At 44.4% G+C, this 12170-nt stretch carries 11 protein-coding genes and 1 tRNA gene; 6 read left to right on the top strand and 6 right to left on the bottom strand.

The annotated features are described in order from the left end of the window. Nucleotides 1-53: 53 nt before the first annotated feature. The 6 genes from porQ to GJU87_RS15150 form a co-directional block, all read right to left on the bottom strand. On the bottom strand, nucleotides 54-1082 hold the full coding sequence (gene porQ, locus GJU87_RS15175) for a type IX secretion system protein PorQ (protein WP_153640272.1): 1029 nt from the start codon (nucleotides 1080-1082) through the stop codon (nucleotides 54-56). Between the two features lie 95 nt (nucleotides 1083-1177). Next, nucleotides 1178-1678 (bottom strand): YkgJ family cysteine cluster protein, encoded by a 501-nt coding sequence (locus GJU87_RS15170; RefSeq protein ID WP_106540374.1) that lies wholly within the window; start codon nucleotides 1676-1678, stop codon nucleotides 1178-1180. Continuing rightward, nucleotides 1623-2579, bottom strand: a complete 957-nt coding sequence (locus tag GJU87_RS15165; RefSeq protein ID WP_194831549.1) for a DMT family transporter — start codon at nucleotides 2577-2579, stop codon at nucleotides 1623-1625. The genes GJU87_RS15170 and GJU87_RS15165 overlap by 56 nt, the downstream gene beginning before the upstream one ends. Before the next feature lie 112 nt (nucleotides 2580-2691). Continuing rightward, nucleotides 2692-3336: a hypothetical protein gene (locus GJU87_RS15160; protein WP_153640270.1), complete on the bottom strand. Its 645-nt coding sequence runs from the start codon at nucleotides 3334-3336 to the stop codon at nucleotides 2692-2694. 160 nt (nucleotides 3337-3496) lie between these two features. Next, nucleotides 3497-3679, bottom strand: a complete 183-nt coding sequence (locus GJU87_RS21855; protein ID WP_153640269.1) for a T9SS type A sorting domain-containing protein — start codon at nucleotides 3677-3679, stop codon at nucleotides 3497-3499. A gap of 288 nt (nucleotides 3680-3967) precedes the next feature. After that, nucleotides 3968-4043 (bottom strand) — tRNA-His (locus GJU87_RS15150). Between the two features lie 228 nt (nucleotides 4044-4271). Between GJU87_RS15150 and GJU87_RS15145 the strand changes: the two genes are divergently transcribed. The 6 genes from GJU87_RS15145 to GJU87_RS15120 all read left to right on the top strand — a co-directional run bounded on the left by GJU87_RS15145 (nucleotide 4272) and on the right by GJU87_RS15120 (nucleotide 11994). Further along, nucleotides 4272-5585: a polysaccharide biosynthesis C-terminal domain-containing protein gene (locus GJU87_RS15145; RefSeq protein WP_153640268.1), complete on the top strand. Its 1314-nt coding sequence runs from the start codon at nucleotides 4272-4274 to the stop codon at nucleotides 5583-5585. A 4-nt stretch (nucleotides 5586-5589) separates the two neighbouring features. Next, a complete protein-coding gene (locus GJU87_RS15140; protein WP_153640267.1) occupies nucleotides 5590-6300 on the top strand; it encodes a DNA alkylation repair protein in 711 nt (236 codons plus the stop codon). 94 nt (nucleotides 6301-6394) lie between these two features. Further along, nucleotides 6395-7630 carry a GNAT family N-acetyltransferase gene (locus tag GJU87_RS15135; protein WP_153640266.1) on the top strand — a complete coding sequence of 412 codons (1236 nt, stop codon included), beginning with the start codon at nucleotides 6395-6397 and terminating at the stop codon, nucleotides 7628-7630. Nucleotides 7631-7764: 134 nt separating this feature from the next. Next, nucleotides 7765-8028 carry a type B 50S ribosomal protein L31 gene (locus tag GJU87_RS15130; protein WP_153640265.1) on the top strand — a complete coding sequence of 88 codons (264 nt, stop codon included), beginning with the start codon at nucleotides 7765-7767 and terminating at the stop codon, nucleotides 8026-8028. A gap of 177 nt (nucleotides 8029-8205) precedes the next feature. Next, nucleotides 8206-10677 (top strand): endopeptidase La, encoded by a 2472-nt coding sequence (lon, locus tag GJU87_RS15125; RefSeq protein WP_228492010.1) that lies wholly within the window; start codon nucleotides 8206-8208, stop codon nucleotides 10675-10677. 204 nt (nucleotides 10678-10881) lie between these two features. Continuing rightward, a complete protein-coding gene (locus GJU87_RS15120; RefSeq protein WP_153640264.1) occupies nucleotides 10882-11994 on the top strand; it encodes an AI-2E family transporter in 1113 nt (370 codons plus the stop codon). Nucleotides 11995-12170 lie beyond the last annotated feature (176 nt).

Below are 12170 nucleotides of genomic sequence, written 5' to 3'. Positions count from 1 at the left end.
GCAGGGCAAAGATAAGTTTCTTACTGAAGAAAAGGAATGGAATATCCGCTGAATCAGGGGAGGAATTGGGAAAGGTTCGTGCTGATAGAGAAATGATGTGATGCACCGGCAATATGATAAGATGCGAGTCCGTAGCTCAGGTTGAACCTGGAAATACGAACGCCAAAACCAGCAGAGAAGCCAACCATTCCCGGACGGGATTCGACCGATAGCTCTTTCCTGCGTTGATGATTATAGCCCACCCGAATCGTGAAATTCTTACTGGGTAGTAATTCTACACCGAAAATGAGATGCCGCATCGCTTTGGAAAAACCACTTTCGGATGTCATTCCTGTTAGTGTCGAAGTCATTGTTCCGGAGGTCGTTTCGTTATAGGCTAAGTCCCAATTGGTAAGATGATGAGCGGTAACCATGAGTCGGAGTGGTGCGTGTTCCAGTCGCTTGGAAAAACCGAATTGCAAATCGAACGGCAGTTTTTCGTAATCGCCATTCTGGTAGTAAGTGGTAATTTGTGTGCCAATATTTTTTGCCACGAGCGCGATAGTGGATTGGTTGTCGCGTCCCGAAAGAATAAGACCGGCATCCACGGCCAATCCAAACGAGTGATATGTTTCGAGAACAGAGTAAATGGGTTTGATGTTGACTCCTCCGCGTAAGCGAGGCGTTATCTGTTTGGCCCAGTAAATGTTCAAAGCGTATTCGGCTGCCCGGAAAGTGCCGGTAATCGTGCCGTCTTCGCGTGCTTCGATAAATTTTCCGTAATCGATAAAATGAATACCCGTGGCAACCGTCCCTATTTTATCGAGGCGCCAGGCGTAAGAAGCATAACCAAATTTGATATCGGAAAAATAATCGACGTAATTCAGCACAAGCTGATTGCGCATCGTGTCACGCAGCAAAGCCGGATTGTGAAAAACAAGATCCAAATCGTTATCATCCAACGCTACCTGGTTGCCACCTAATGCGGCCACGCGTGCCGAGGTGGTCAGATCGAGGAACCGGTACGTTCCTTCACCGCCAACCTGACCGAATGCCATTTGAGATACTAGAAGCGATAATGCAATGATTAGTCTGGTTTTCACGTAAGCCTGAATTATTCGTGCCTTTTGTTCCCTTCCGGGAAACCGCAATGATTATGCTAAGATATGTTTTTTGCTGAATAGTGTAGAAACGTGGTTTACCAGTTTTCCTCTTTCAGGTTCTCTACGATTTTATAGACGATGGGGCAGGCTTCGCGGTTTTTTTGTGTCAGGTTCAGAATCTGAACGAACTTGCGGCGGTTGGTATGCGGATATTCTCGGCAAGCTTTTGGCCGATTTTCATACACCATGCAATAGTTATCCGGCATCAAAAAAGGACAAGGCGTTTGGTTGAAAACGTAATCACCTTCGTTATCAACATGCAAATATTGGTCAATGAAAGCCGGCGGTTTCATCTTCATATGTTTCGCCAGCCGGTCGATGTCCTTTTCGGTGATAATCGGGCTGAAGTTGCTGCAGCAGTTGGCACAATCGAGGCAGTCGAATTCCTGAAAAGCCTCGTCGTGCAAACGGGCGACAACACTATCGAGTTGTTTGGGTTTCTTTTTCTTTAACTGAGCGAAGAATTTGCGGGTTTCGTCTTCATTGCGCTGAGATAGTTCCCGGACGTTCTTCGCATTCACTTCGATGTACTTCATCCTGAGTATTATTGAGGGCTTTTTTTCTGATTCTCATCTGCGCCAGGAATAGTCCGGCAATTACAATCGAGATTCCGGTTAATTTCTGGAGCGAAAGTGTTTCTCCCAAAATCAGCCAGGCAAAAATGGCTGTAAATACTGGAATGCTATTCATGAAAATATTGGCTTTGTTAATGCCCAATTTACCTACACTGTATGTGAAAAACAGGAAAGCAAATCCGGAAGCGAAGATGGCTAGTTTTAAAATTGCGACAAGCGAATCGACATTGACCGGCGTATGGATAAAGCTGTTCATCTCAAATGTCATCCAAAACGGCAGGAAGTAAAAAATGCCGATGAAGCTTTGATAGGCAACAATGCTGGTCGTATTATATTTTTTTGTCAAACCTTTCAGAACAACGGTATAACCAACGGTGGCGGCCACGGCGACAAACTCCAGTGTAATTCCCAATATCGAAGCAGACAGGTTTTCGGAAGTATCCAGAACAACCACGGTTACCCCGACAAACGAGAGAATGATTCCTAAAATGGTTCGGGGCGATACTTTTTCTCCGTGAAAACGGGATGCAGCTAGTGGCGAAAAAAGAGGAATGGTAGCCACAATGACTGCTGCTACGGTGCTTGAAGCATATTTCAGACTGAAGCTTTCGCCCATGAAATAGAGAAAAGGTTCGAAAAAGGCCAGCAGGATAAATGCTTTCCAGTCTTTCCGATCCGGTTTCATCAGTCTGCCCGTGATTTTTGTGTATGCAAACAACAGTATGGTGGCTATTACCAGCCTGAAAAATACGGTGGTTAGCGGACCATAGGCCTGGTACACAATTTTGACCCATACAAATGAGATGGCCCAAAAAGCCATTGCCATGGTAACGGCCAGATATACTGATATTTTGTTTTTCACAGTTCTTGCGTTTTGAACCGCAAATGTATCCATATTTTTAGATGCGAACCAAGACGAGGATCAGTTTATTGAAGATTGGAGAGTTAGAGGGACCAAACCGAAGTCGTTTCTATTAAAACCGGCCGAATTTGAAATTGAGATAAGCGGTCCAGGTTTGGAGTACATCGGGCGCGAAATTACTCGACTTGATTTTGTTGGTGAACCGATAAGTTCCGCCCAGATCGAGTCTGAAGAATCGGGAGACGTTGAATTCGATTTCTAATCCGGGTTCTACAACAAAAAAAGGACTTAAATCGTGGTAATTGGCCGGAACAACTGAGGCGCTTCCCGATAGGGTATCATAGCCTTCCCAGTAATTAATCGCTCCGGCTCCGACAATCACGGGGAAAGATAAATGAACGGGTGACCGCGGCATTAAAATGGGTTCCAGCAAAAGTCCGCCATATCCGCCGGCGAGGTAACGGTTTAGTTCAGGAATATTGCTCAACGAGTTCTTTTGAGAGATAAAAGCATTTCCGGCTAAGCCGAGGGTAAACGAATGTCCCATCACCCAGCCACCACGAAGACCAAAAATAACCGAATTGCGCTCATCGATGGGCGAGTATCCCAGGTTAAAAGCGGCGTACCAGCCGTCCAAACGGTCGCGGGCAACAATAGTTCTCACTTTATTCGAAAGCACTCTACTCTCTTGCTCCTGCGCCGGAGAGATGAGGGGCAGCGTGATGAACAACAAAACCAGGAAGGTCACTTTTTTCATCGGATAGCAGGTTGTGGGTTAGTTTTTGTCCGGGTGGACATCCAAATCATATGTAGATGAAATTTAGGACTTTTTCAGGAGAAATCCACGAATTGGGGAAATACTGGCAAAAGAAAGGAGATAAAAAAACCGGGCTACTGCCCGGCTCTGGTGGAAAGTTTTAACTGATTACGACTTTTTTTGTGAATTGACTGGTCTCAAAGTCGTAATGAAGAAAATAGATGCCTTTTTTGAGGTTTTTCATTTTATTATCTTCCGGGGAGCGACGCCTTTCCAAATTCCTTGTGGAAATCTTTTTCAGGAATAGAACTTCACCATCGATATTAAACATTTTGACTTTCATAGATGAACGGTTTTATGTGGTTGATTAATAGCTTTGGGTAACTGTTAGTGATAAATTAAAACTATTGTACTCAAATGAACAACTTTTTTTGACGAACGGTCGATTTTGAGTGGTGAACGTTCAATTTTGAGTGGTGAACGGAAAATTGACAATTTGCTTATTGTAGAAAATACAATAGAGAAAAATGTTAAATTCGGAATGAAAAGAAGGAGAAATGGAGGTTGGAAAAAAGGAGAAGTATTAAAACAAAAAAACCGGCTTCTGAATTTTCAGAAACCGGTCGAAGTAGGGTGGAAGATGGGATTTGAACCCACGACCCCTGGAACCACAATCCAGTGCTCTAACCAACTGAGCTACATCCACCATTTTTCGCGATTGCGGATGCAAATATAGATAATGTTTTTTGATTGCTACAAATCATCGGACAAAAAATATTGGAAAAAATCTCATCTTTCGATTTCATTGCATGGTCAAATAATCCAAGGCCGGCAGGATGATTTTGTGACAGAATGAAGTAGGACGGAAATGATAATTTTTCATCCGGCAGAGAATCATTAAGTTTGGTCTTTCGGGTAAACAATAAAATTAAAATTTGATACGAAAAGAGAGTTGGAATAGCGGAAAATCGTTGCAGGTTTTTCAATTGCTCCGCTTCGGGATGCTTGTTTCGATTGGTGTTTTGCTGACCCACTCCAAACTAAGTGTCGGCAACATTGGTCAATACGAGTCTTTCCTCTTTTGGGCCGGATTGGCCAGTTTTTTCTGGGTGAACGGCTTGATACAAGGAGCGCTGCCCATGGCCGGAGCCGAAGTGTCAAATGGCGGACGAGAAAAATCACCATTTCTCTTTACCGCATTTTTTGTGCTCCTGGTATTTTCGACGGCAACCGCCCTGGTATTTACCATTCTTTACAAAGCCGGACTGCTGGCATTTCTTTCGGGGCACGCCTGGTACTGGTTTCTTCTTTTCGTGGTTTTCGGGATACCAGCTAACCTGACGGTGTATATTTATTTAATTAAGAACCGTTCGGTGGAGTTGCTCCTTTACGGTGCCGGTACAGTTGGACTTCAGTTTTTTCTTATTCTGTTTGCATTGCTTTATGGCGGAAGTATTGAAACAATCTTGAAGATACTCGGACTGGTTGCTTTGCTCCGGTTCGTTTGGCTGGTAAAGTTGATTTTCCGACATTCATCGGTTGTTTTCTCACGAGAACTGGCGCGGAAATTATTGTTGCGTTCGTGGCCCCTCATTTTGGCGACGTTGCTTAGCGGCTCTGCACAATACATCGACGGCTGGCTGGTAACTATTCGTTTCGATTCAGCGGCATTTGCCATTTTCCGGTTCGGTGCCCGCGAGCTACCTTTTGTTGTTCTCATTGCAAATGCATTCAGTAATTCCATGTTGCCTAAGTTTGGAAAATCTTCGGGCTTTGAAGATCATTTGAAGGAAATCCGGGAACGGTCGGCCAAAATGATGAACTGGATGTTTCCGCTCACCGCTGTATTGATGATTTCCTCGCCCTGGTTTTTCCCTGTTATTTTTAACCAGGCTTTCGCCGAATCGGCTTCTATCTTCAATATTTATTTGCTGCTCATTATTCCCCGACTCGTTTTTCCACAAACCATTCTGAACGGAATAGGGCAGACAAAGCTCATCAGCCAAGCTTCGTTTTACGAGATTCTCATCAATGTCGGATTGAGCGTACTGCTTTCCTTCCCGCTTGGTTTGGAAGGCATTGCTGTTGCGACCGTTATCGCCTATCTGTTCGAAAAATACTATCTTGCTTACAGGCTTTACCGACGCGAAGGCGTATCGTTGACCGATTACCTCGATGGGAAAAGGCACCTGTTGTTTTCTGCAGGAATATTAACTTTGTTTGTTCTGATAGAAACCGTCATTTATTGAAATAATGGAATACCTGCTTGATAATCCGAAAATCGAAAATACTTACCAGGAAATCATCCGGAAACTCCGCCCTATCCAAAATGGCGCTGTTGCAGAAATGATGACTAAGCGTGGACTGGAATATAAAGTCAACCTGGGAGCATCGGTGGTTTCGTTGCGGCAATTGGCGTCGGTTTACGACAGGAATCATTTACTGGCGCTGAAACTGTGGAACAAACAGTGGCGGGAAACAATGATACTGGCTACGCTGCTCGATGAACCTGAGCAGGTAACTGAGGAACAACTGGATTACTGGGTAAAGAGTTTTCCGAATATTGAGATGGCGGAGCAGGCGTCGATGAACTTGTTTGTCTATACACCTTTCGCTTTTCAGAAGGCAAAAGAGTGGTGTCTGGAAAAGAAAAACCTGGTGAAAATGACCGGTTTACTGATGATGGGACGGCTGGCCATGACAGATAAAACAACCGCTGATGAGGAATTCGAATCATTCTTCGAGGTGTTGCCGCCTTTGTCGAAAGATCCGGAGCTATCGAGCATCTTCATTCGGTCGTTTACGCATCTCGGACGAAGAAATAAAAACCTAAACAAGCTGGCCATTATGCTCGCTCGCACACTGCAAACCATCGATTCGCCTGTGTCACAAATGGTGGCGGAAGAAATTATTGATGAACTGGAATCTGAATATGTTCAGGAAATGCTGAACGATAAAGGATGAGTCATTCAGAGAGCTATTCAGCTAATCAAAATATTGATACTGTCAATTTCAATTTTTACTCTAATTTAGCGGAGAAAATACCAAGTCAAGGAATATGCAAGTCAGGGAAGTAAAGGATAAACAAACACGCAAGCTTTTTCACCAGGTAGCACACGAAGTGTATCGTGGCGATGAAAACTGGGCGCCACCATTGGAGGTGATGATTGATAACACCTTCGATCCGGAGAAAAATGCCTTTTATAAAAATGGCGATGGCACCCGGTGGGTTCTGACAGATGACGACGGCAGATTACTCGGCCGGGTAGGAGCTTTCATCAACGGAAACAAAGCGTACACTTTTCAGCAACCCACCGGTGGAATGGGATACTTTGAGTGTGTCGAGGACCAGGAGGCCGCGTTTTTGTTATTCGAAACAGCTAAAAACTGGTTGAAGGAACGCGGAATGGAAGCCATGGACGGACCGGTTAATTTTGGCGAAAACCTGATGAACTGGGGATTGCTGGTTGACGGATTTAAGCCGCAGGCGTTCGGTATGCCTTACCACAAGCCTTACTACCGTGATTTTTTCGAAGCTTATGGCTTTAAGGTTTACTTCGAACAATACAGCTATCACCTCAATCATAAAGATCCGTTCCCCGAAAGGTTTTGGAAAATTGCCGGCTGGGTAGCTCAGAAACCAAACTTTCATTTCGAGCATGTCCGGTTCAGCAAGATTGAGAAATACATCCAGGATTTTGTAAAAATATACGATCAGGCCTGGGCGCATCACGATAATCACCAGTCGGTTGATTTGGATGATATCCGCGGAATGGTCAGGTTGGCGAAGTTCATCGCCGATGAAGAATTTCTTTGGTTTGCTTACCACAACGACGAACCCGTTGCTTTCTTCGGTATGATTCCGGACTGGAACCAGATTCTCGCTAAGCTAGACGGCAAAGTCAACTTGAAGAATGTGCTGAAATTCTGGTACTATAAAAAGAAGAAAACGATTACCCGTACCCGGATTCTCATTATGGGAGTAGTTCCGAAATTCCAGGGTTCCGGTTTGGAGTCGGCCATCTTCTGGCACCTCGACAAAGTGATGAAGCGGAAGCATTGGTACAACGAAATTGAGATGTCGTGGGTTGGTGATTTCAATCCGAAGATGGTGGCCATGTATAAATCGGTGGGAGGAGTACATGCGAAGACCCATTACACGATGCGTTACCTGTTCGATCCGAATCAACCGTTTGAGCGTGCACCTAAATTGATGAAAGATGTGCGCCTTTTGAGGGAGGAACGCAAAAACAAAGAGAAAAGTAATACTGCTGAAACCGAAACGGAAGATTGATTTCAGTTCAGTTTCAGTATATTATTTAGACAAATCTTTTATTAGATTCTTTTGCAGATTTCTGAACTATATATATCTTTGCAAACCGTTTGGGAAAGTAAGAAATTCAGAATAAGATATTAAACGAGGAAAAAATGAAAAAGGGAATACATCCGGAAAATTATCGAATGGTGGTCTTCAAGGATATGTCTAACGGACATACATTCATCACCAAATCGGCTGCCCCTTCACGGGAAAATATTGAAGTTGACGGTGTAGAGTATCCATTGATCAAACTGGAAATCTCTAGTACCTCTCACCCTTTCTATACTGGTAAAATGAAATTGGTCGACACCGCTGGACGTGTTGATAAGTTCATGAACCGTTACCAGAAGCACATGGATAAGAGAAAAAAGTAATCTACTTTTAGTATATGAAGGAAGCCTCGTAAATCATTACGAGGCTTTTTTTGTTGTAATAATCACTTTCCCACTGTAATTCGGCTGGAGAAATCGGCAGCGAAGCAAAATACGGGGGGTTGGCATAGGAATTGACCTGTTAACCCACAGCTTGTGAAAACGAAAAACAACGACAAAATGTCATTAGAGAGATCATACATGAAACGAAATAATCAAAAACATAAATTCGTATTTAGCAGTTTGATGGAGGACCAGGGAGAATTCATACCAATTATTGCCGATGGTGACGAGTCAGACTTTAAATCGGTAGAGGTGCCGGAAAGTCTGCCAATATTGCCGCTTCGGAATGCCGTTTTGTTTCCGGGCGTAGTGATGCCCATCACCGTTGGACGCCAGAAGTCGCTGAAACTCATCCGCGATGTGTATTCCGGCGATAAATTGCTGGGAACGGTTACCCAGAAAGATGGCAAGGTAGAAGAGCCGCAGACGGAAGATTTGTATCCGGTAGGTACCATGGCGGAAATTCTGAAAATTCTGGAGATGCCCGATGGTACTACTTCCATTATCATTCAGGGAAAGAGACGAATTAAGGTCGCCGGTGTTACAGAGCAACTGCCGTACCTGAAAGCACTGGTTCATCCTCACGATGAATATGAACTGGAAAGTGATGACTCTGAATTCGCGGTGGTGCTCGAATCGCTGAAGGACTTGTCACTCAAATTGATGAAATATACCGGCAATGTGCCGCCGGAAGCGCAGTTTGCCATCAAAAATATCGAAAGTCCGACCTTTCTGATCAACTTCATTTGTAACAATGTTGAGCTGGAGGCGCACGAAAAGCAGGATCTCCTGGAAGAAAATGACATTCGCAGTCGTGGAAATCAATTGATGGGGCTGTTGGTTCGTGAGGTTCAGGTGATGGAGTTGAAGAAGGATATTCAACGTAAAGTAAAAGTTGATTTGGATCAACAGCAGCGGGAGTATCTGCTTCATCAGCAAATAAAGACCATCCAGGATGAGCTAGGCGGCAATCCCATTGAAAAAGAGATTGAGGAGTTGAAGAAACGGGGCGCCGAGATGAAGTGGGATGAAGAAATGGCAGGCTTCTTCGAAAAAGAGGTAGAGAAACTGAACCGGATGAATCCGGCCGCCGGAGAATATTCCATCCAGGTTGGTTACCTCGAAACATTGCTCGACCTTCCCTGGAACGAATACACCGAAGACAACTTCGACTTACAGCACGCTGAGAAAGTCCTGGATGAAGATCACTATGGTCTGGAGAAAGTGAAGGAACGTATTCTGGAGCATCTCGCTGTTCTTAAATTGAAGGGTGACATGAAATCGCCTATCGTTTGTCTTTACGGCCCTCCCGGCGTCGGAAAAACGTCGTTGGGTAAGTCTATCGCTCGTTCGCTGGGGCGGAAATACATCCGGATGAGTTTAGGAGGTCTTCATGATGAAGCAGAAATCCGTGGTCACCGGAAAACATACATCGGCGCTATGCCGGGCCGTATTATTCAGAATCTGAAGAAAGCTGGTTCCGCAAATCCTGTTTTTATTCTTGATGAGATTGACAAAGTCTCGCAGGATTTTCACGGCGATCCGGCTTCGGCATTGCTGGAAGTTTTGGACCCGGAACAGAATTCTGAGTTTCACGATAACTACCTGGACGTTGACTTCGACCTTTCGCGTGTGATGTTTATTGCTACCGCGAATACGCTCAGCACCATTCAGCCCGCACTTCGCGACCGGATGGAGTTGATTGATGTGAGCGGTTACCTGGTTGAGGAAAAGACCGAAATTGCCAAAAGGCACCTTGTTCCGCGTCAGCTGAAAAATCATGGAATGAAAAAGGGAAGCCTGACGTTTCCGAAAGAAGTGTTGGCGAAGGTGATTGAAAATTATACCCGCGAGTCTGGTGTTCGCGAGCTCGATAAGCAGTTGGCAAAAATTGTTCGCCGCATAGCGCGGAAAGAAGCTTTTGGTGAAAAATATAACAAGAAACTCAAAGTTGAGGATGTTCGCGAATATCTCGGAGTTCCGATTTATACCCGCGAAACATACGAAGGAAATGAGTTTGCAGGAGTCGTCACCGGCTTGGCCTGGACGGCGGTCGGCGGTGAAATTCTTTACGTCGAAACAAGCTTAAGTAAAGGAAAAGGTCGCTTCACGTTAACCGGAAACCTCGGTGAAGTGATGAAGGAATCGGCTACTATTGCGCTGGAATATCTTCGTTCGCATGCACCTGAATTGGATATGACATCGCAGGCTTTCGAAAAGTGGGACGTTCATGTCCACGTTCCGGAAGGCGCAATTCCCAAGGATGGTCCGTCGGCCGGAGTTACCATGGCTACGTCGCTGGCATCAGCTTTTACGCAGCGGAAGGTAAAACGAAACCTGGCCATGACAGGCGAGATTACTTTGCGTGGAAAAGTATTGCCGGTAGGCGGTATTAAAGAAAAAATACTGGCCGCGAAAAGGGCCGGTATAAAGGAAATCATCTTGTCGAGGCAGAACGAGAAGGATCTGGAAGAGATCAAGCCCATTTACATTAAGGGATTGAAGTTCCATTTTGTCGATACCGTACTGGATGTTCTGGATATCGCATTATTAAAACAAAAAGTGAATAATCCACTAAGAATTAGATAGTGAAAGCGGGAAGCGATTCCTGTAAATTCTTTGTTCGATTGAAAAGAAAAGGAACTGTCCGTTTGGGGCAGTTCTTTTTTTTGGTGTTAGGTGGTTGGTGTCCGCGCGGTATCCGGAATGATAACAGCGAATTGGGATAAATTGAATTACTGATGTAAAACGAGCAACTAATTTGTATTTTTGTTTATCCGAAATGCTAAATATATGAACCAGCGAACCCGCAATGTCATCCTGTTTGTCGGGATTAGTATCCTGATTTTTCTGTTATTCTATTTTAGAAATATTGTAGCCTACATCCTGATTGCAGCTGTGCTTTCGCTCATCGGAAGACCTTTAATGCGGGCTATCCAGCGTATCTCAATTAAGAAGAAGCATCTCGGAAAAACGAGTAGCGCACTGATCACACTTCTGCTCATGTTGGCAGCTACCATTGGTTTTTTGGCGGCGTTAATTCCGTTGGTTGCAATGGAGATAAAGGATTTGTCAGCTATCGATGTCACTTCGGTGATGGATTACCTCGATGTGGCTTTTACTCATCTTTCAAACAAACTTCCACATTTTATCGCTTACAGCGGAGCCGATTCGGGAATGCAGGAATACATACAGGAACAACTGGCAAACATGTTGAACCTGGGACAGGTCACGAATTTGTTCTCCTCGGTTGCCGGCACTTTGGGTAACCTGTTTCTCATGTTTTTTTCGGTCTCTTTCATACTGTTTTTCTTTTTGAAGGAAGAACAGTTGTTCAGCCACATTATTCTGGTTTTTGTTTCCAGCAAATATGAAACGAAAGCCAAGCACGTAATGACTTCTATCAATCACCTTCTGAAGCGGTATTTCATTGGTATTATATTCGAAGTGTTAGGAGTTATGATATTGGATACCATCGGATTTTCGGTCATCGGTTTGGGCTTTAATCACGGATTGGTCGTGGCGGTTTTTGCCGGTGTCATGAATGTTATCCCATACATTGGCCCATGGATCGGCGGAGCCTTTGGTGTATTGGTGGCTATTGCAACTCACCTTGGCGACAGTTTCCCGGATGTGACTTTACCGCTCATATTGCTGGTATTGTTGGTGGTTGTTATTGTTCAGGTAGTTGATAACGTGGTATTTCAGCCGGTTATCTATTCCAACAGTGTCAGGGCGCATCCGCTTGAGATCTTCCTGGTTATTCTTATGGCAGGAAGTTTTGCCGGAATTGCCGGAATGATATTGGCTATACCGGTTTATACCGTTCTTCGCGTCATTGCCCGCGAGTTCCTTTCGCAGTTCCGGTTGGTACGGGAACTTACCTCCAAAATGACAGATGATTAGTCTTTTCGGTGTAAAAGCTAATTTTTGTCATGATTTTCATTCTTGATATGTAGACTTTCTTCTCTCAGAAACAGAGTCGATTAGGGCTTTGTGTGTCATGTAAAGCTGTCGTAAAACATGATCGCTGGAGAATGGATATTATTCCGATGATTTTATCTTGAGCTCCAATTAGTGAA

This window comes from Prolixibacter sp. NT017 (assembly GCF_009617875.1).
Lineage (GTDB): Bacteria > Bacteroidota > Bacteroidia > Bacteroidales > Prolixibacteraceae > Prolixibacter.
This window is presented reverse-complemented; position numbering and strand designations above follow the sequence as displayed.

Bases quoted from the DNA above. Each gene is read 5' to 3' on its own strand.
- GJU87_RS15170 (WP_106540374.1), bottom strand. From the start codon at position 1,678: ATGAAGTACATCGAAGTGAATGCGAAGAACGTCCGGGAACTATCTCAG.
- GJU87_RS15160 (WP_153640270.1), bottom strand. From the start codon at position 3,336: ATGAAAAAAGTGACCTTCCTGGTTTTGTTGTTCATCACGCTGCCCCTC.
- GJU87_RS21855 (WP_153640269.1), bottom strand. From the start codon at position 3,679: ATGAAAGTCAAAATGTTTAATATCGATGGTGAAGTTCTATTCCTGAAA.
- GJU87_RS15140 (WP_153640267.1), top strand. From the start codon at position 5,590: ATGGAATACCTGCTTGATAATCCGAAAATCGAAAATACTTACCAGGAA.
- GJU87_RS15135 (WP_153640266.1), top strand. From the start codon at position 6,395: ATGCAAGTCAGGGAAGTAAAGGATAAACAAACACGCAAGCTTTTTCAC.
- GJU87_RS15130 (WP_153640265.1), top strand. From the start codon at position 7,765: ATGAAAAAGGGAATACATCCGGAAAATTATCGAATGGTGGTCTTCAAG.
- lon (WP_228492010.1), top strand. From the start codon at position 8,206: ATGTCATTAGAGAGATCATACATGAAACGAAATAATCAAAAACATAAA.
- GJU87_RS15120 (WP_153640264.1), top strand. From the start codon at position 10,882: ATGAACCAGCGAACCCGCAATGTCATCCTGTTTGTCGGGATTAGTATC.